Below are 19,951 nucleotides of genomic sequence, written 5' to 3'. Positions count from 1 at the left end.
CTTTCTCCTTCAAAAAAATCACGGTCAGCCCTTGAGCGAACCAATTAATACACCCTTGACAAAGTACTTCTGCATAAGCATATACAGCGCCACAGTCGGCACTGTAGAAACCACAATGCAGCAATATTTCGCCACCTGGGCTCTGCGTATAGCTTCAGAAATTGCATGGGAATCGTTAGCATAGGCGCTGAAAAAATCCGCATCCGATGTGCTCGTAGTCAGGGTGGCGATGACCTCCCGCAGTATGGTTTGCAGAGGCAGCTTGGCCCGGTCACGTATATAAACCAGGGCAGTGAAATAGTCGTTCCATCGTGCAACGCCATAGTATACGGCCAACACAGCGATAATAGTACCCGAAAGGGGTAGCACGATGCGGAAGAAATATATGAAATGATCCGCCCCGTCTATTGCAGCTGCCTCATACAGTTCATTTGGCACGGCAGAAGAAATATACGTCCGTGCTACCATCAGGTTCCAGACTGAAACGCCGTTTATGATAATCATGATGAGCACTGTATTGTAAAGGCCGAGGGTACGGTTCATCAAAAACTGGGGGATAAGCCCGCCTGAAAAGAACATGGTAATAATGATATAAAGGTTAACCCCTTTCTTCCCCTTGAACTTCCGGGTGAGGGCATAGGCCGCCATCATGGTGACAGCCACACTTATCGCGGAACCGGATACAGTATAAAAGATAGAATTGGCATAGGAGCTTATTAGTTGCTTGTGCTGAAACACTGCCTGATAGCCGGTCCATGAAAATCCTACAGGCCATAAAAGGGCTTTCCCCATCATGACCGCATCCGGCTCGGATACACTCGCCACAATGATGAGCCAGAGCGGATATAAAATCGCAACAAGAACGATAACCCAAAAGATGAGATTTATACGGTCAAAAACTTTATCAGTATTGGCCTTATTGACCTGTACGCCCCTTGCGGCCATATCAGCCCTCCCTTAGAACAGACTCGTTTCGTTGAGCTTTTTGGACACCGAATTGACGATCATAATCGTAATAAAATTAATCACATTGGTGAACAAACCTATAGCCGCCGTGTACGAAAACTGTGCCTTTCCAAGGCCCATCTCATATACATATACGCCGATTATATCAGACCTGGCGCTGTTGGCAGCGGTTTTCATCAGCAGCGCCTTGTCGGTGTTGGATATCAGCAGGCTGCCGCAGCTTAATATAAGCATCATCACCGCAATGGGCATAAGATGGGGTATGTCAATATGCCATATCTTTTGCCCTTTGGTTGCGCCGTCTACCGTGGCGGCCTCATATAGTTCGGGATCGATGCCCGTCAGGGTTGCAATATAGAGGATCGTGCTCCATCCGGCATGTTGCCAGATATCTGAACCTATGAATAGCGTACGGAACCAGCCCGGTTCAGCCATAAAATAAATTGGCGCACCTCCGGCCATCCCAATGAATTTATTGAATATACCGTTTGAGGGGGATAAAAAGAGGTATAGCATGCCAACCATAACCACAGTGGAAATGAAATGAGGAATGTAGATTGAAGTCTGGACCAATTTTTTATATAGCGGATGTTCAATCTGATTTAAAGAAATCGCAAGAATAATGGGTATGGGGAAACCCCACAGGAGACCGAAAATATTGAGCAGGAAGGTATTACCCAAAAGGCGCGCAAAATAGTAAGTACTGAAAAAATCGGAAAAATTCTTTAGCCCTACCCATTTGCTGCCCAAAATCCCAAAGACCGCTTTATAATCCCGGAAGGCGATCTGTATGCCGTACATCGGCAGATAGCAGAACACGAAGAAATATAAAAGCGCGGGCAGTAGAAGTACCCAAAGCTGCCAGTCGTTCTGCTTCTTCACCTCAACCCCCAGTCCTGGAATTATATCATTGTTTGTTAAAAAAGGAAAGGTTTTGTTTACAAAATACTCTTTTATAAAGGGATAATTCATAGTAAAATCTAAAAAATCCGTGTTTAATCCATCTCCAAATTGAATTATCCATGTACAGAGATAATAAACGCTCCTATACTACATAAATATTGAAGACTGTCAATGGAAATTACAATTTTTTTTTACGCTACATACCTTACAGCGAAGAAGATGAAAAATTGGGTATGTTGTGTACCACTGTCGGGGAGATTGAAACCCCGTCCAGGACGGTATATCCGCTCAATAAAAATGCGCATCCCGCAGCATTCCGTGAAGTAGCTGAAGGGCGCATCCTGCCGGAATTTCAATTGGTATATATCAGCGACGGAGCCGGCATCTTCAATACCGGGGACAAAACCTATACGGTAAGCACCGGTTCCATGCTGCTCATCCTGCCCGGCATGAAGCATCATTACAAACCCTTGTACGAAACCGGCTGGCATGAATATTGGGTTGGGTTTACCGGCAGTTTTTTTGACGGCCTGGTAACTGAAGGTATCCTTTCCCAGGAGCAAATTTTTTTTGAAATAGGCCTGCACGATTATATAGTCTCGATTTTTACCAGGATTTTTGATGAGGTGTGTTCACAGCAGCCGCTCTTTCAAATAAAAGCCTGTTCCAGAATATTTTTGCTTCTTGCCGATCTTCTTACGGGCGAACGCAGGAAAGTGCATCCGGAATATTCAAAACAGCAGCTAATCGTAGAAAAAGCAAAAGAATTGATGGAAGCAAATATCTACAAAGAAATAGACATCCCAAGCATCGCCCAAAAAATCAATATAAGCGCTTCGCATTTAAACGATGTCTTTAAAGCATATAGCTCCATAACGCCCTACCAGTATTATATTCAGATAAAAATCAACAGGGCATGCCGTTTGCTTGAACAAACCGATCTTACCGTCAAAGAAACCGCATTCCAGCTGGGCTTTAATGACCAGTATTATTTTTCACGTCAGTTCAAGCAAAAAACTGGCATTCCGCCTTCCAGCTGGAAAAAATCTGTCTATAAATGAGCATTAAGCCAGCTAATCCCGGCAGCGGGTACAACTGTATATTGACAGATTTTATTACTGAACTTAGAATGACCATCCATCCATTTGCTGTTAAGCATTTAAGTTAAGGCGGTTTTATGAAAGAAGTTCTTGACTATACCCTTGGCGAAGCACTCAGGAAGCAAGCGGCAAAACGCGGCAATAGTGAATTCCTTGTTTTCTCAAATAGGAATATACGGTATACCTTTGGCGATATTGATAAAAAGGCAGACGATTTAGCAAGGTGGTTTCTTGCCAGCGGGTTTAAGAAAGGTGATCATATAGGTATCTGGGCGTACAATGTCCCGGAATGGGCGCCGGTATTTTATGCTGCGGCACGGGTGGGTATTATGGCGGTTCCAATAAATGCAAATTGTAAACATAAAGAACTTGGTTTTATTCTTGCCCAGGCTGATATAAATGGCCTTTTTATTGTTGATCGGTTCAGGGATTCGGATTTTGCGGAAATTCTTTATCAGTTAATTCCGGAATTGAAAACCAGTTCCGCCGGGAACCTTAAATCGGCGGCCTTTCCTTCTTTAAGAATGGTTGCCAATATTGATAATATAACGCACCAGGGTATGTATGTCCTGGAAGATTTAATACTATCGGGAAGCAAAATTGACAGTACGGAATTAAGCAAGGCAGAATCCAAGGTTAGCAATAATGATGTATTATGCATTATGTATACCTCGGGCACTACCGGTATACCAAAAGGAGCAATGCTCACCCATAAGAATGTAGTACTCAATTGCTATCACACAGTTTATTCCCCAAACAAACTGGGAATGATTGATGAAAACACTATTATTTTAAATCCTCTGCCTTTTTTTTATATTACATCTCTTGCCGGTGGTATTGTATTCCCCCTGATATACGGTTTTAAAATTGTTGTATTGGAAAATTTCGATATCACTAGATGTCTTGAAGTTATTCAAAATGAAGCCTGTACCTGGATATTTGCAGTGCCGAGCTTGTATATGGCAATGCTAAGCCATCCCCGGTTTAATGATTTCAATATGGAAAGCGTGAATTATGGCTGTATAGGTGGCGCTGTATGCCCTCCAGACCTCATGAGAAATATTATAAATAAGTTTCGCATGAAAGGGATATTTCTTGCTTATGGGCTTACTGAAACATCCCCATTTATTACTACGATTATCACAGAGGATCCAGCAGACCCAAGGCTCTCCACTGTTGGCCTACCCCTTTTTGGAGTAGAGGTCAGTATCCGCGACCCTAATCATATTGAATGCCCTGTGAATGTACCAGGGGAGATTTGGACCAGGGGGCATAATGTTATGAAAGGTTATTACAAAATGGAGGAAGCTACCAGAGAAGCCATTGATAAAGACGGCTGGTTTCATACCGGTGACCTGGGCCATCTCCTTTCCAATGGCTGCTTGGCAATTGATGGCCGTATAAAAGAGTTGATCATCCGGGGTGGTGAAAATATATACCCAAAAGAAGTAGAAGTCCTTCTGCGCAGTATGCCTGGCATTAAAGACGCGCAAGTGGCAGGTATCCCGTCCAAAAAATACGGCGAAGAAGTTGCGGCCTTTGTTATTTTAAACCAGGGGGAATTGATCGGAGAAAAGGATATTATAGAATTTTGCAAAGACAAAATCAGTTTTTTTAAAACCCCCAAATATAGTTTCTTTTTAAATTCGTTTCCACTTTCCGCAAACGGGAAAGTACAGACATTTAAGCTCGTCGAATCCGGTTTAAAGGAATTAGAAGAAAAAGGTATCGATATATAATGTTGTTTAGTTCTATAATCTTTATTGTTTTCTTTCTGCCGATCGTGCTTTTTTTATATTATTGCTGTCCTTTTTTCAAAGTAAAAAATGTCATTTTGCTTCTTGCGAGCTTGCTGTTTTATGCCTGGGGAGAGCCGAAATTTGTCTTGATAATGCTCGTTTCCATCCTTTTGAACCACAGAATCGGCATATTGATAGGCAATTCCTCATTTTCTGTTCTAAAAAGAAAATTATTCCTTGCCCTTGGAGTAGGCCTGAATTTATTGCTTCTGTTTTATTTTAAATATCTGGGGTTCGGCGGAGAGATTCTGAACGGAATTTTCAAAGCCTTTCATATATCAAATTTACAAGTCAAAGTTTTCAAAGTCGCATTGCCTTTGGGTATATCGTTTTATACTTTCCAGTCCCTTTCGTATCTTATAGATGTATACCGGAAGCCCGGCCTGGTACAAAAGAACATCCTTAATCTTGGATTGTTCATCTCATTTTTCCCTCAGTTAATTGCAGGCCCGATTGTTCGGTATCACGATATAAATGAACAGATCAGGGAACGGAAGCACAGCCTTGACTTGTTTGCCAGGGGGGTTGAGCGGTTTATTGTGGGGCTGGCAAAAAAAGTTTTGATCGCAAACACCATGGCCGAAATGTTGGATGGAATTTTACTGCTTCCCTATAATAATGTCCCCTCTGTCTATCTTTTGTTGGCAATAGTATCTGGTGCTTTACAGGTTTACTACGATTTTTCCGGTTATTCAGATATGGCCATTGGGCTGGGAAGAATGTTTGGTTTTAGGATAATGGAAAATTTTGACTATCCTCTTGTCACTAGGTCGGTAAGTGAATTCTGGAAGCGGTGGCATATTAGCCTTTCAACCTGGTTCAGGGATTATCTTTATATACCCCTGGGCGGCAGCTGGAAGGGCCAAGTCAGGCAGGTGGTTAATGTGCTCATTGTGTTTACCCTGGTCGGCTTGTGGCATGGCGCGGCACTTAATTTTGTTTTTTTTGGTTTTTGCAACGGTATTCTATTGATTGTGGAACGATCCCTTAAAAAAAAGATAACCCCTCTTTTTAACAATAAAGGTCCAGGGCTAGAGATCGTAAAATCTATTTTAGCCCATGTTTATTGCCTTGCCGTTATGATAAGCCTATTTATGTTCTTCAGGCTGGACTTTAAAAACGGTTTTTTATTTTATGCAGCTTTTATTGATTTTGCAAAAAATATCCCTGTCCCGGTGGATATTTTATTCTTAGCTGATACAAGGTTCTATATTTTATTGGGCCTCGGCATTATTTTTTCATTCCCTTGGTGGAGAAAATTAAAGATTCAGACGAATACATTAACGGTTTCTTTGAAGTACATTGTTTTGATTATCCTGTTTGTTTGGTCTTTTGGCACCCTTGCTACGGATGCATATAATCCGTTTATATACTTCCGTTTTTAATGGAGATGATGTGAAAATTTTGAAGGCTGGTTTTGTCTTTTTGTTTTTGGCAGGTATTGCCATTCCTCTTGTTTTGCTGGACAGAGAGACTACCATATCACTGCTGGAACGACGGCCGCTCGCGAGTCCGCCCAAAGTCTTTGTAAATAGCAAGCTGGATAAAAAACGCCTGGCAAGGCTGCCTCAACAGATAGACGCCTATATAACCGATCGCTTTGCATTTAAGAACCGCCTCATATCCTTTATGAACCATGTTAATTTTTTTGTGCTTCATAAAAGCCACGACAGAAAAATACTTGTCGGAAAGGACAAGTGGCTGTTTTATATTGACAAATCCCTGGGCGATGAGTTTGCAAACTTTAAAAAATCAAATTTATTCAACAAAGCACAGCTGAAGGCGTTCATGGAAAGCCTAACCCTGGTTAATGATGTCTGCGAAAAAAATAACATTGTTTTTATATTTTTAATAGTACCAACCACCAGTTCCGTGTATCCCGAAAAATATCCTTTCCCACGGCCAAAGGGTATTTCCCTGGCTGGCCAACTGCTGGACGCTATGCCTGAGTATTTACGGGGAAAAACTATTTTTCCCCTGGATTACCTCGTTTCAAAAAAAGAGGAGCATACCCAGCCCTTATATTATAACAACGGCCTTCACTGGAATAAACTGGGGGTTTATTACACCTACGAGCTCTTATTCGATAAATTGAGGGCCGATTTTCCAAACCTCCCGGAGATTTCCTTTAAATTTACCCCTTACATGGACCCTGGGGAAGATAACTATACCATGATATGGTGGGGAATGAAACAATTCGGCAGTTTTCTGGAACTGATAGATGTAAAACCCGAAAATGGCTGGGACAGTTACTATAAATATATTATATGCGAGAATGTACCGGAAAATGAATTCAACAATGTGATTGGTAATGCCTCCAAGAAGGGAAAATATGGAGTAGTCACTGAAAATAAGAACCCAAGCCTGCCTACAGCGCTTATTGTGCGAGATTCTTATTTTGTGGATCTGGAACCCTTTACCTCTTCCATTTTTTCAAAAGCAGAATATGTCTGGACCCAGCCGGAAAAGAGGAACATAGATTACCTGGATCAGCTAGCCCAAAAGCCGGATGTTTTTATTCTGGAAATACCTGAACGAGCTTTGGAAATAATTCCTATGGTTGAACCGGGACTGTTCCCCTACGATTGATTTAGGCTAGCCTCTGTAAATAATCAGAAATCCTTGTTTATTCCATCACCAAAAGTGAATTCTCCATTCTAGCTGGCAAAAAATGGGTGTAAACTATCTTGATTTGGAATAGGAGTTTACCATGAAAAGAAGTTTTCTGATGGTTTGCATTTTTATAATTAGCATCGGCGGGGGTATGGTACCCGCCCAGGAAGTAAAAATTGGTGATGGAACCCTCCTGTTCAGCGGTAAAGTCGCCAGCGGGGTGTTTTTCGATTCCGATGATGCGATAAAAGAAACTAGCGCCGGGACGCAGATAAATAGCGGCTACATTGGACCCGATGGCCGTGTAAAAATGTGGAACGAATCTGACAATGATTCCCCTCTGCGCATGGATTTAACCGCAGCCTATGAATTGGGTAATATTGGTTTTAAGGTTCGTCTCCGTGCAGATAACGATCTTCAAGGTCTTGATAATACGGTAATCGGCCGTTTTGCCTATGGTTGGGTCAATTTATTCGATGACAACCTCAAATTTATAGGCGGGTTTATCGACCTTACCGCCAATGTCTGGGGTACCCTTGGGGACGGAGATTGGGATATAGGCGGCAATGGTATTCGGGTAGAAGTCAAACCACTCGGTTTTTTTAAATTGGATGAATCGGCTATAGGTAGCCTTAATATTGGTGCTTTCCTCAGGATACCGGTAAGGGATAATCCGAATACTGGAAGGGACGATCAGGGGAAGCCTATATATAGGACTGTATCCATGAAAAGGGTTCTTGGTGAAACCGTTTTTGGCTTTCGCTATACCCATCCTTGGTTCTATACCGGTCTACAGTTGGAACTTGACAGCGATATAGACGGGGTGGATATTTTTGAAGGGATGGGGCAAACCATTACACCCGGCGACAAAGTATGGAGCCCTGCCGAGGACGAGACGCGGTTGATGTTCGGAGCCGGTTTTACTATGCTGCCGGAATTGACAGTAAGTATCGAAGGCAATTTTGAGGGCCTGGGTAATTGGGCAGCCCGGGGCAAGGCAGATCTTCGGCAGACAGCCTCGTATACCCTTTTTGAAAAACTTACTATCGGCATTAAGGCTCAGGAAATTATATGGGGATACGACATCCCTAAGCATGTTGATTATCCCATCGAGCTTAGCCCCTGGGTGCAGTTTAAACCTTTTGTAAACTACCGTGTAACCAATGAATTCACCGCCGGCTTGGAAGGCGGGTACGGGTTTGGGCATCTGGTAAATGGAGCTCTTGCTCCTCAAAGCAGCAATAACGGAGCCGCCAATAACAAGGACCGGAGGTTTGTGAATGAAAAATACGATATCTATGTAAAACCAAATCTTGCCTATAATTTTTCGAATGGCCTTGCTTTAAAAGCCTGGTATAAAGCTACTTTTATTGGGTACGACAACCTGGGGGACGATCCCATGTTTTCCGATTTGCGGCTGTCCGATACCCCGGTCGATAAAGACAATTACACCCGGGTTGATTCGTTGCTGAAGCATCAGATCGCGTTGGAATTTATTTGGAGCTTTTAATGGGAGGGGTTTCAGGGATTCTTGGAAATCCATCTTTGATGGGTAAAAAGTATATTTTTGAGGAGTGCAGGACATGAAAAAACGATTTTTATGTGGGTTATTGGCAGTACTTTTGGTGTCGCTCATTGCATGTCAAAACGTATTGAGTTCCGGTTCAGGGCCAAGCGGGGATAAATCCCTGCTCCGTTCAGTTTCGGATGGATTCGGGAATACGTATATATTGCCGTATTCGCCTTACAATTATCAGGTGCTATTGTCGAAATTTGTTCCCAGTACTGTACCGGTAATTACCAGCGGTACACTAAACCCCGCCGCATGGAATGATGCGCCAACAGCGGCGATTAATCATTTTATGAGTACTTCCGGCACGGCAGCGCCTGTTGGTTATAGCACGGCAGGGGTTTTGCAATCTGTATGGGATGGGTATACCTTATATCTTGCTGTGGATGTTACAGATAGTACGCCTTCCAATTCGTCGGCTCTTGATGGAAATCTTAATCGTCTGGCAAGTCCGGGGCAGGGTGTTTGGAACCAATTTGATGCGGTTGGGTTTAACATTGACTTTATGGACGATAAATACGACAAGTGGTCCCTGGACGACGGCTTCGTTAAAGTCAGCCGCAGTGGAAAACTGGCCAGTGGACGGATGAATGATGCCGGCACTGATACTGGCAACGGCGATGAGACGTGGGCCGATCCCTTTGGCCAACCCGAAGCCCGTGAATTTACCGATCGTATAAAAGATTGGGGCGCCTATGAAAACGCTCACGGCTACACCGCGTGGCTGGCCATCGAGATTTGGGCCGGTGTTGATCCCAAGAACGGCATGGACTTTGGGTTTGATGTGTTTATCCAGGATTCTCCCAGCAATAACCAGAATCGTACGGCGGTCACTTTCTGGAGCCATGAGATCAACGGGTATCGTTTTAATAACAGGGAAGGAACTCTAGACTGGGGCACTGTCGTGCTAACCGGTCATACTGCTGCCAATAACGACGACTTTGCGTTTAGCGACTGGATGCTTACTAATCCCATCCGCTGGGCAAAGGGGGATGCCTGGTGGCCTCCTTTGGGTTCTGAATATCTGATCAATCTTCCCGATTCAGTAGAAAATTCATGGACTCCTGCCACCTGGGTTGCTTTGCAGACCTCTATCGCTAAGGGAAAGGATCTCCTGACTAAATTTGACACTTGGGGTCGTCCTCATGTAGAACCGTCAGTACCTCAGGCAGAGGTTATTGCGGCAGGGCAGCAGATTGAGGCTGCCATAGTAAGTTTGGTATGGGCTGATGATCTTCTTGGCGTAACTGCTCAGGGCGAAGAAGTGGATCGCCTAAACACGCTCTCTGATCCGTTAAAGTTTAAGACTAATGGTGCTATCACTCCTAATGAAACCATTCCCGGATTAACCGACAGGAAGGGAACATTAGTAAGCAATTCAAATGATTGGAAACTGCGGGCACGGGAAATTAAAGCCCTGGCTGCCCTCTACGAATACGGACCGATTCCGGATGAACCCGCATCCCACTCGGTAATAATTCAGTCTACCCCGAGCGTACCCGCCCACTGGGAGCATCCTGGTTGGTGGATAGTTGGTGGACTTCCCAGCAAGGTTGAGAATAGACCCGGTGCTTATAGCCTTACCGCTTCTTATACTTATACTGGTACCGAACATGCAAGTTGGGATGGAACATCCGATACAACGATTTCAGGGGTGACAGCACTGCCTGGAACCAGGACAAATGCGTATACCTTCTCTTTCCCTTCCGAAGCCCAAAAACAAGCCAATGGCGTTACCGGTGCTGTGCCGGTAGTGGTATCCTTTGCCGGAAGTACGGCGTCGTATTTGCAGCGGGGTATTGCAATTGTCCAGGTTTCGACTGCGGTTACAACTGATGCTCGTGGCAATGCTGGGGCATGGGGTCCCCGTGGGGGCACCTTCCGTTCTTTCTTTCCTTATGAAAGGGGCCAGCGTTATGAGATTAGCAATGAGATGGCTGCGGCATGGGGCGCTTCCCGTGCAGTCGATGCCCTGTACGACGCGGCAGAAATAGATCTCGTGGAAAGGGATATAACCATTTCCAATATTGTTGCCAGTGATAATTATCGTTTGGGCGATCGTTTGTCCACCGATGGTGTTACCTGGTGGACTGTTGGACAATTGAACAGGCCAGAAACTCCTACGGACCAGTTGGGGACAGGCGGAATTCAGATGCTCTTCCTGGATACCGGCGCGGTGCCTCCTGCTGCAGGTGGTAATCCGGTCATTTTTAATCGTGTCCAGCGGATCGTAGGCAATGGTGTCTATGAAGAAAGAACCGAACTTGCAGGCGATGCAAAGGCGCGTATAGTCGTTGGTACCACAGTACCCATCGGTAAGAAGATGAAGGATGTTATCGATTATAAGAAGCTGGTGACCGACGGTTTTTCAATTAATGGTAAATACGCCTTTGTGGCTGCTGTCTTTGATGATCGTATCAATCTTGCTATTCCGGGAGCAGCAGGTGCTACCGGGCCCCAGGCATGGCGATATAATGCGGCAGGCAATGAGTACAGTTGGGGAAGCTTGAGCGGTTATCCTTCTGGCGGCGCCGAGCTGATAGGGGACAATGTCCTTCACAATCCCGGCCGTGCCAATGAAGTGTTCCGCCGTTTCCTGTATCACTATAAGTGGTATGTGCCTCTTCGCGGTATAGATATCAATGGTGATATTTCCCATGGTTATGCCGATCGGCTGCCTTTTGACAATCATGAATTGGTGGCGTCTTTGTATCCCAGGGCGATTATCGAGCGGAATACTTTTAATGACTACAACGATGGCTCCGAAGGGGATGCTATCAGTATGCAGGCAGCCCGTATCGTGTACCGCCGCCTTATCGACTTGGGCGTTACTGGGAAAGTTGGACCTGACATTGTTGGAAATATAACCCCCGCAGGAAGAACCGCATCCGCGGAAGACCTGATTAAGTTCAACTACCGGGCAACCGGAGGGCATGGAACTGATCCTATACAACCGGAACGTGAAGCCCAGTATATGGCCTGGTATTTCTATGACAAGCCCATGAATGTAAGCTTTGCGTCTCACTTGAATACCGACCCGTTCTATACTGACGTATTGGTTCCCGGTGGTTCCAATTCCTATAATCGGCATTATGGCGGCATTAAAGTGATGATGCCCTGGTCCTGGGCTGGACCTTATTACCCTAAATAAGAGGAGCTTAAAATGAAGTCAAATAAATTATTTTTGATCCTGGGTGTTATGTTGGCCGCCTTCGTAATTGTTGGATTTACGGCCTGTAGTGACTCCTCGGACGGCGGCGATAGTGGATTAAGTTATAATGACAACCCGGTTGCTTCCTTTGCGGGGACCAGGTGGGTCGATGATATACTGCCCGAGTCCGAAATTCTGTTTGAGTCGGGTAATTCAGTTACCTTAACCGGAAGGTATTGGGGCCAGATAAAACCCGCCGGCCTGGCAGGCACTCATAGCTATGAAACCGCCAGCGACTTGTCCGGAGACAAGGTTGAACCGGCAGTTTGGGTTCTTACTGATACAACCAACCGGAAAGGTTTTGAATTGTATTACTATAAAGCAGGCGCAGGGAAACACCAGCGTCTGGTAGTCTACGTCGGCGCTATGCTGCAACCCCGCGAGTTCTATTTGCACTAATTTGCTGTAGGTTATTGGCGTCCGATTCCTTTAGGGGAGTCGGATTTATCTTTTATGAGGAGAAAACTAATGAAGAAATTTGTAAAAGTATTAGCCTTTGCCGGCATTTTGGTGGCATTGGCTTTATTTGTGGCAGGATGCAGTTCCTCCAGTGATGATAATGGCACTACCAGTGACCCGACGGCAGTTACTGCCGCTTTACTAAGTCATTTTAACAGCGCCCCCATTACTATTGGAAGGACCAGTACCTTTACCGCTCCCCGGCTTACCAGTGTTGCAGGCGCCAATACATTGGTTCAAGGAATCAATATTACCCAAGTCTTAGCCTATGTAGCCAAGACTGGGGATGGGGAAACCCTGGTACCGCCATATATTACCTATACATTGGCTGGTAATAATCCTACAACCTTCGATCCAGTGACTTTTACACAAGATGAAGGGGATAAAATCGCGGTAGCAATTCAAAGCAAGCTTAGCGGTTCATTTGCAAGCAATCATGCTGATACTACCACCGATGGCTATGCCTATTTTGACACTGTTACTGCCACGATAACCGAATTTCCTGATGCAGGGAGGCTTGTTGTAAAGATCACCCTTGCAAAAGATGCTGTTGCGGACGCTGCAAAAGTAGCGATTGTCTCTCCAACCGCCTTGACTATTGATGCTTCGCTGACAGAAGTCTTTGGCTATGCTGCGGTATATACTACTGCTTCCAAAACACTGGCGATAACAGTTTCTGCCGCAGGTGTATCTAAGGGTGGTGCTGAGGGTATTGCGTCTGCAATAGCCGCCGCGTTAACCATAACCAATGATATAGATGCAGGCTATACTGTTGAGGACTCAATATCAGGTGTTGTTAACGGTTCCAATGTAATTGTGTCCATCAAACTCGCACAGGCGCCGATAACAGCGGCGGCCGTTTCAGGCGCAATTTCGCCTGCTGATGTTAATGGCAGCCTTGGTATTAGCGATGGCGGTGTTGTAACAAGTGCTGTTATTAATGCTTTGGGGGCTATTGCAAATTCGACAAAAGCGGCAGATGCAACATACAATTCCGCCAGCCATTCGGTTAACATAACGGTAACACCTGCGGTTGGGGTCTTCTTTAGTACAACAGAAGGTTTCTACAATACAGTAGTTACTGCTTTAAGGACGAAATTTACCGCTGGGACTACATTCATCACGAACGGTACTGATCCTGCCTATGTAGTTTTTACGGATATAAGCTATGCGGTTTCGGGTGGTAACCTTGTCTTTACTGTTTCGCTGATAAATTACGTCCAGCCCCATCTTATTGTTACTGCATTAAACAGTGTTGGAAATGCTAGCGGGGCAACCATTGCAGATGCAACCAGTGTTACCAGTGGAATTATAGTTGGTTTGTCAAATATTTCTGGTGCAACAGCAGGTGTTTCTGCTGTGTATAATTCTACCAGGCACTCATTCACTATCTCTGTGGAACCTGAGGCCGGTTATATATTTAATCCTAATTTGGTTACTTCGGGTTCATCGGTTGTAAGTGCCTATGCCACTGTCAATACCGAAGTAACCAGTAAGTTGGGTACGGCTGTTGTTAATCAGGTCGACAGTACTTATCAAACGGTTATGACCCCGATAATTATTGAAGTTGCCGGTGGGAAGCTCGTATTTACCGTACAATTAAGGCAAAGTTATGTCGATGCCAATACTATTATAGCCGCATTGGGCAGCGCCGCTTCCGGAGCGGAGGTTGTAAATGCAGCCAGTGTTACTGGTGATGTTATAGACCTCCTGGCTGGTATTGCCAATGCAACAGAAATCGTTACTACCGCATACGGTGATCATTCGATAGTAATTACTATTGTGCCTGCTGGAGGGTATTCGTTCAATCCGACGCCAGGTATCTATAGCGCAGTTGGTACTACCGTAGACAGTAAAATTGGTGCGACTGTAATAAATGCTATTGATGAAAATTATACGATAATTGGTACTTCGGTTGTTTCAATGCCTACTGGTATGGATCTTGTTGTTACCATTCCTCTTGGACGTCTTCTTGGAACATCGGTTCTTGAAAACGCTATAGGCGGTGCTGCAAGCGGTGATATATACATGTCAATTAGCCCGTATTTCGGTACTACAATAACGGGAGATGTTATTACCGCCTTGAGTGAATTTGCTGAAATTGGTACGGTAACAAGCGGATTTGCCAATCCCAGGCTAACCATCACTGTATCGCCGGCAGCAGGATATTTGCTTAATCGGGCACCGGGTTTCTATGACAGTGTCGCCGATGCATTGGCTTCCAAGCTGAGCGAAGCGACTATCGTCAACGATGATACGAAAGGCGCTATTATCAATTTGCAGGCCAACACTGTAACAGCAGCCTTCGTTGGAGGCAACCTGGAACTTAGGGTTGATACTATTTCTAAACCCTAATGTAAAGATTTTGTTTACGAAGTTACATTGTCCGGGCGTAGGATAGCTCTTAACGCCCGGGCAGCAACTACGGCGCCGGTTCCAGAAATGAGGGTCGGCGCCGGTTTTTTTGACGCTATGGATTGCTCACTTGGAAAAAATACCAGGATAAGTTATAAAGGACAGTATGAATATCGACCACCTGAAAATTTGTTATATTGGCGGAGGTTCCCGCAACTGGGCCTGGGTCTTAATGCAAGATCTGGCATTTGAAAAAGAAATTGCCGGAACCATTGAACTTTACGATATAAAACCTGAAGATGCCAGGACAAATGAGATAATCGGCAATGCCCTAATGGCGAAGCACAATGGGGGGTTGTGGAAATTTCATGCCAATCCTTCCCTGGAAGATTCCCTTTCAGGGAGCGACTTTGTGTTTGTTTCGATCCTTCCCGGCGATTTTGAAGAAATGGCTGTAGATGTCCATGCAAGTGAAAAGTATGGTATCTACCAATCAGTTGGCGATACTGCCGGGGTAGGGGGCATTATCCGCGCCCTGCGGACCATACCGCAGTTCCGGGAGATTGCCCGTTCAGTAAAAAAATACGCCCCCGATGCCTGGGTCATTAATTACACCAATCCCATGACTATCTGCACCCGGACGCTTTACAGGGAGTTTTCTGGGATTAAGGCCTTTGGCTGTTGCCACGAAGTATTTAACACCCAAAAGCTCCTGGGTGCGGTACTGGAAGAAGCTGGAGCGGCCCCTGTAGGCAGCATTAAACGCGAAGACATTACCACCCGTGTTTTGGGCATCAATCATTTTACCTGGATTGATAAAGCCTCATGGAAAAATATTGATATATTCCCTTATTACAAAAAATTTGTGGATAAATATGCTGAATCGGGCTTTAAAGGCGCCAAGGCTGCCACTACTTTTGCGGCTGGTGGTTCCGGTGCGATTGATCCCGACGAAACGGTGCGGCTCAGGCTATTTTCCTCTGTCGAGCGCGTTAAAATGGACTTGTTCCGCCGTTACGGCTTAATTGCCGCCGCCGGGGATCGGCATTTAGCGGAATTCTGCCCCCATTCCTGGTATATGGCAAATGCAACCCAGGCGGAAAGTTGGGGTTTTACCCTTACGCCAGTGTCCTGGCGCATTGCGAACCGTGAAAAGCTCATCAAAATGGCAAAGGCTTATCGTGATGGTACGCAGACTATGGCCGCTGTTGAATCGGGTGAAGAGGGCCTCAAGATATTGAAAGCCCTCCTTGGATTGGGTAATATGGTGACCAACGTGAATACGCCAAACTATGGCCAGATGCCCGATTTGCCCTCCCAGGTGGTGGTGGAAACCAATGCTTCATTCTCGCAGAATAACATTCAGCCCCTTGTCAGCCAGGGATTGCCTGCCGACATTCGTGCCCTGGTTATGCCCCATGTCTTGGCCCAGGAAGGTATTATAGAAGCCGTTTTTGAAGATGATAGGGAAAAGGCCTTCCGGGTGTTTTCTCATGACTTGGCAGTGCAGCTTTTACCCCTTAAGGATAGCCGGGCCCTCTTTGATGAAATGTGCGCTAAAACCCTCAAAAGTTAAAAGGAGGGGGAATGCATATTTCGGATATACAAATCCGGGACCCCTTTGTTGTTCCGGAAGATGAGGTCTACTATCTCTTTGGCTCCACAGACAAAGACATCTGGAAAAGTCGGGGAACCGGTTTTGATGGGTATATAAGCAGGGGAGGGCTTTCCGAATTTGAGGGGCCTTTCCCTGTCTTCCGTCCGCCCGAAGATTTTTGGTCAGAAACGAATTTCTGGGCTCCCGAAGTGCACCGCTATAACGGTTCCTGGTATATGTTTGCCACTTTTAAACCCAAAGAGGGCAGGCGCGGTACGGCAATCCTCAAAAGTGAGGGGGGTGTCACCGGCCCTTATAATCCATGGAGCCTGAATGCCTCAGGATCGTCAGGGCCCGTGACTCCTGCTGAATGGGAATGCCTTGACGGCACACTCTACCTTGACGCCGAGGGCCGGCCCTGGATGATCTTCTGCCACGAATGGCAGCAGGTAGCAGATGGCGAGATATGCCTCCTCCCTCTGACAGAAGACTTGAAGTCGGCTGCGGGAAAGCCGGAGCTGCTGTTCAGGGCCAGTGAGGCGCCCTGGGCAAGCCCGCTCAAGCCGGACCCGGCTCGAAACCGCCTTCCGGGGAACTATGTTACCGATGGCCCCAACCTTTACACTGCCAAAAACGGCGCCCTCCTTATGCTCTGGTCATCCTTCGGCCCGGACGGGGCCTATCGCATAGGGCTGGCAAAATCCGAGAGCGGCCTTGTTACAGGCCCCTGGAAGCAATTAAAAGATCCCCTTTATTCCGCCGACGGGGGCCATGGCATGCTCTTCCATTCGGTTGAAGGTAAACTCTATCTGACGGTGCACACTCCCAACAAGACCCCCAATGAACGGCCCATCTTCATCGAAATGATCGATGAAGATGGCATGGTGAAGCCCGGCAAGGATATTATTTCCTGAAAAAAATCTCGTTGGGTTTAAGCAGAACAGTTCCCTTTTCCCCATTAATGACAAACTCCGCCTCCAAAGCTTTTTCTGAGGCGTTGATGAGGCGTTTTACCCGGCCCTGCCAATCGCTTGCTGCCCGGAGCCCCCGGGGGAGGAGGAAAATCTCATTCCCGTTAAAGCTGCCCGATATTTTGCCCCCTTTTGTTTCTACGGTATAGGAATCCCCGCCCCAATGTTGGGTATAGGAGAGTTCGTGTTCGCCGCGGCCAAGGGCGCCCCACCAGATTTCATCAAACTGCACATGGACGCCGTAAAAGCGGGAGATATATTCAAGGACACTCAAGGCTGTAGGGCCGTAGGTGGTCCGCTTGTCGGCTTCGGAAAATTCTCCTGTAAAGGGATCAAACTGCTGGGGGAAGGTGTTCCGCTTCCCTACACAGTCGAGGAGCTTGTTCCCGATACGTGTAAGTTCCGAATAGAAATCGTAATTCTCCAGGGCCCTGATTGCCCGCTGATAGGTAAGCCCCTCGCACTGGCCGCTCCAGTTATTCTCGCTGATATTCCTGAAGACCGGATTATTGACTGCTATTGAAGGCAGGGGCATGGGGGTAAAGAATTCTTCGGGGTTGAGGAGATGCTCTTTTACAAAACGCTGGGCCATGTTTTCTGAAAAAGCTTCGTGATACATGACTCGCAAGTTGTTATGCTGAAGGGCGGGCATAAAAGCGTTATCCCTGCCCCGGTCGTAGCAGGCGCCACGGCTATCGTCCCAGAGATAGGAATGTATTTTTTCCCGGATTTTTTTAGCTTTTTCGAGCCACTCCTTTTCCCTGCCGTTATTGAGGATGGCAGAAATTTTTGCCAGCGCCGATCGGGCGTCGTGGGAATAGGCCATTACATCCATAGACTCTATGGGGAAGACAGGATCGTTTTTGGGTGCTGTTTCACCGGGCCAATTCCAGTGGGCCTCGGTGGCCCCTGCAAAACGGTTGGAAAAATCTTCCCCTGTATCCAGGGGGCACCATATTTCAAGGCAGCCATCGCCATCAGAATCTCGGTATTTCCAGAGGTAGGTGTCGTAGGCTTCCAGGGACTTATAGAGTTTTTCAAGATAGAGGGGGCTCTTTTTTTTGCTCCAGTAATAAAGATTGAGGGCATGATGGGGAAAACAGAATCCCTGAAATTGGAAATAAGCAGGCTCAAGGGCCCCGTCAACCACGCTCAGTCGGTAAGGGTAGCGGCCGTTTTCATGCTGATACTCCATAAAGAGGAGTACATTGTTTATGGCAGCCTCCATGCAGCGCTTTGCATACATCTCACCCCCCATGGGCTGGGTTTCTATCCAGATGGAATTATAGCCTCCTCCTTCGATAAGAACAGGTCGTCCGGCAAAATTTTTGATATTGCGTTTGAGCATGGTATCGGCCGCATCATAGAGTTTCATGAGAAAAGGGTCCGAAGTATTGAATTCTACCGAGGTCTTTATTGGGGCAATATCCACATTATTCTCCTTTTCAATTTGACATATATCATATAGAATAATAGAGGAGATTCCTGGTGAATGAGAAGCCCTTTTACGAAAATGCCCCGCTGGATCGCTCTTTCCCTTTTTTGACTTGGGATAGTTATAAAGCTCCTTTTTGGTTTCCCCTCCATTGGCATGAGCGTGTAGAAATTCTTTATATATTAAAAGGGACCCTCAAGGTTTATATCAACGGGCAGCAGTGGGAAGGAAGCCAGGGAGACATCATCACAGTAAACACAGGCCTCATCCATGGCTTTTTCGACCCCAGTCCAAGATCCTATGTAAGGATCTTTCAGTTCGGTCTCGAAATTTTTGATGAAACCCTCCTCGAAATTCAGGATCGGAATTTTCAGGGGCCGGTTTTCAGCCGCCGCTCCCTCATTACCCCCTCAAAGGACAGCGTCATCCATGTCCGCCTGGAAGGTCTTCTCATGGCGATTTTTGAGGAATATCAGCAAAAAAAACCCGGTTACAGGCTGGTGATAAAATCAAAACTTTATGAGATAGCAGTGATCTTTCTGCGGGAAATATCCGCCGAGCAGCCTGACCAGGGAAGAATCGCTAATAAAAAAAACAATACCCAACATCTTGAGCGGATTTTTTCGCTTATGCTTGATAATTATGATAACCCCGATTTTACCCTGGAGAACGCAGCCCAAGGCATAGGTTTAAGCAAATACCACTTGTCCCGTTTTTTGAAAGAGCAGACCGGCCAGGGTTTCCGCAGCCATCTTACCCGCATCAGGCTGCGTCAGGCGGAAAAACAACTTGTGGAATCGGATAAGCCGGTTACGGATATTGCCTATATCTGCGGTTTCCAGAGCATAGCCACCTTTAACCGGCTCTTTAAGGCCAATATCGGAGCAAGCCCCTCAGTCTACCGGAACGGGAAAATCTCGCTTCTTCCATATGAACAATAAAAGCGCAATACCTGATTAGAAAACCGCAATA

General features: G+C 46.0%; 14 protein-coding genes. 11 read left to right on the top strand and 3 right to left on the bottom strand.

Annotated features, from left to right (window positions below; all coding sequences use genetic code 11):
- Positions 1-24 precede the first annotated feature (24 nt).
- Positions 25-945 carry a carbohydrate ABC transporter permease gene (locus tag TREAZ_RS10005; protein WP_015711730.1) on the bottom strand — a complete coding sequence of 307 codons (921 nt, stop codon included), beginning with the start codon at positions 943-945 and terminating at the stop codon, positions 25-27.
- Positions 946-957: 12 nt separating this feature from the next.
- Positions 958-1,848, bottom strand: a complete 891-nt coding sequence (locus tag TREAZ_RS10000; protein WP_201764766.1) for an ABC transporter permease — start codon at positions 1,846-1,848, stop codon at positions 958-960.
- A gap of 179 nt (positions 1,849-2,027) precedes the next feature.
- On the opposite strand from TREAZ_RS10000, the gene TREAZ_RS09995 reads away from it, so the two are divergent.
- The 10 genes from TREAZ_RS09995 to TREAZ_RS09950 all read left to right on the top strand — a co-directional run bounded on the left by TREAZ_RS09995 (position 2,028) and on the right by TREAZ_RS09950 (position 17,487).
- Complete coding sequence (locus TREAZ_RS09995) at positions 2,028-2,930, top strand: helix-turn-helix domain-containing protein (protein WP_015711728.1); 903 nt, start codon at positions 2,028-2,030, stop codon at positions 2,928-2,930.
- Between the two features lie 116 nt (positions 2,931-3,046).
- Positions 3,047-4,708, top strand: coding sequence for an AMP-binding protein (locus tag TREAZ_RS09990; protein ID WP_015711727.1), 1,662 nt, complete (start codon positions 3,047-3,049; stop codon positions 4,706-4,708).
- Positions 4,708-6,153: an MBOAT family O-acyltransferase gene (locus TREAZ_RS09985; protein ID WP_015711726.1), complete on the top strand. Its 1,446-nt coding sequence runs from the start codon at positions 4,708-4,710 to the stop codon at positions 6,151-6,153. The genes TREAZ_RS09990 and TREAZ_RS09985 overlap by 1 nt, the downstream gene beginning before the upstream one ends.
- 10 nt (positions 6,154-6,163) lie before the next feature.
- A complete protein-coding gene (locus TREAZ_RS09980) occupies positions 6,164-7,357 on the top strand; it encodes an alginate O-acetyltransferase AlgX-related protein (RefSeq protein WP_015711725.1) in 1,194 nt (397 codons plus the stop codon).
- Positions 7,358-7,478: 121 nt separating this feature from the next.
- The gene (locus TREAZ_RS09975; protein ID WP_015711724.1) at positions 7,479-8,891 is read left to right on the top strand and encodes a hypothetical protein; all 1,413 of its coding nucleotides are present in this window, start codon (positions 7,479-7,481) and stop codon (positions 8,889-8,891) included.
- Positions 8,892-8,964: 73 nt separating this feature from the next.
- A complete protein-coding gene (locus tag TREAZ_RS09970; RefSeq protein WP_015711723.1) occupies positions 8,965-12,102 on the top strand; it encodes a glucuronyl esterase domain-containing protein in 3,138 nt (1,045 codons plus the stop codon).
- Between the two features lie 12 nt (positions 12,103-12,114).
- Positions 12,115-12,561 carry a hypothetical protein gene (locus TREAZ_RS09965; RefSeq protein ID WP_015711722.1) on the top strand — a complete coding sequence of 149 codons (447 nt, stop codon included), beginning with the start codon at positions 12,115-12,117 and terminating at the stop codon, positions 12,559-12,561.
- Between the two features lie 69 nt (positions 12,562-12,630).
- Entirely contained in the window at positions 12,631-14,976 is a 2,346-nt protein-coding gene (locus TREAZ_RS09960; protein WP_015711721.1) for a beta strand repeat-containing protein, read from the top strand.
- 166 nt (positions 14,977-15,142) lie between these two features.
- A complete protein-coding gene (locus tag TREAZ_RS09955) occupies positions 15,143-16,552 on the top strand; it encodes a family 4 glycosyl hydrolase (RefSeq protein ID WP_015711720.1) in 1,410 nt (469 codons plus the stop codon).
- Positions 16,553-16,563: 11 nt separating this feature from the next.
- Complete coding sequence (locus tag TREAZ_RS09950; RefSeq protein WP_015711719.1) at positions 16,564-17,487, top strand: glycoside hydrolase family 43 protein; 924 nt, start codon at positions 16,564-16,566, stop codon at positions 17,485-17,487.
- On the opposite strand, the gene TREAZ_RS09945 is transcribed toward TREAZ_RS09950, so the two are convergent.
- Positions 17,477-18,976 carry an MGH1-like glycoside hydrolase domain-containing protein gene (locus TREAZ_RS09945; protein ID WP_015711718.1) on the bottom strand — a complete coding sequence of 500 codons (1,500 nt, stop codon included), beginning with the start codon at positions 18,974-18,976 and terminating at the stop codon, positions 17,477-17,479. The two genes, TREAZ_RS09950 and TREAZ_RS09945, sit on opposite strands and share 11 nt — an antisense overlap.
- 56 nt (positions 18,977-19,032) lie before the next feature.
- On the opposite strand from TREAZ_RS09945, the gene TREAZ_RS09940 reads away from it, so the two are divergent.
- The gene (locus TREAZ_RS09940) at positions 19,033-19,920 is read left to right on the top strand and encodes an AraC family transcriptional regulator (protein WP_015711717.1); all 888 of its coding nucleotides are present in this window, start codon (positions 19,033-19,035) and stop codon (positions 19,918-19,920) included.
- The last annotated feature ends 31 nt before the right edge of the window (positions 19,921-19,951 follow it).

It is taken from the genome of Leadbettera azotonutricia ZAS-9 (genome assembly GCF_000214355.1).
Classification (GTDB): domain Bacteria; phylum Spirochaetota; class Spirochaetia; order Treponematales; family Breznakiellaceae; genus Leadbettera; species Leadbettera azotonutricia.
Note: the sequence above shows the minus strand (reverse complement) of the source record. Positions and strands in the feature narration are given on the sequence as shown.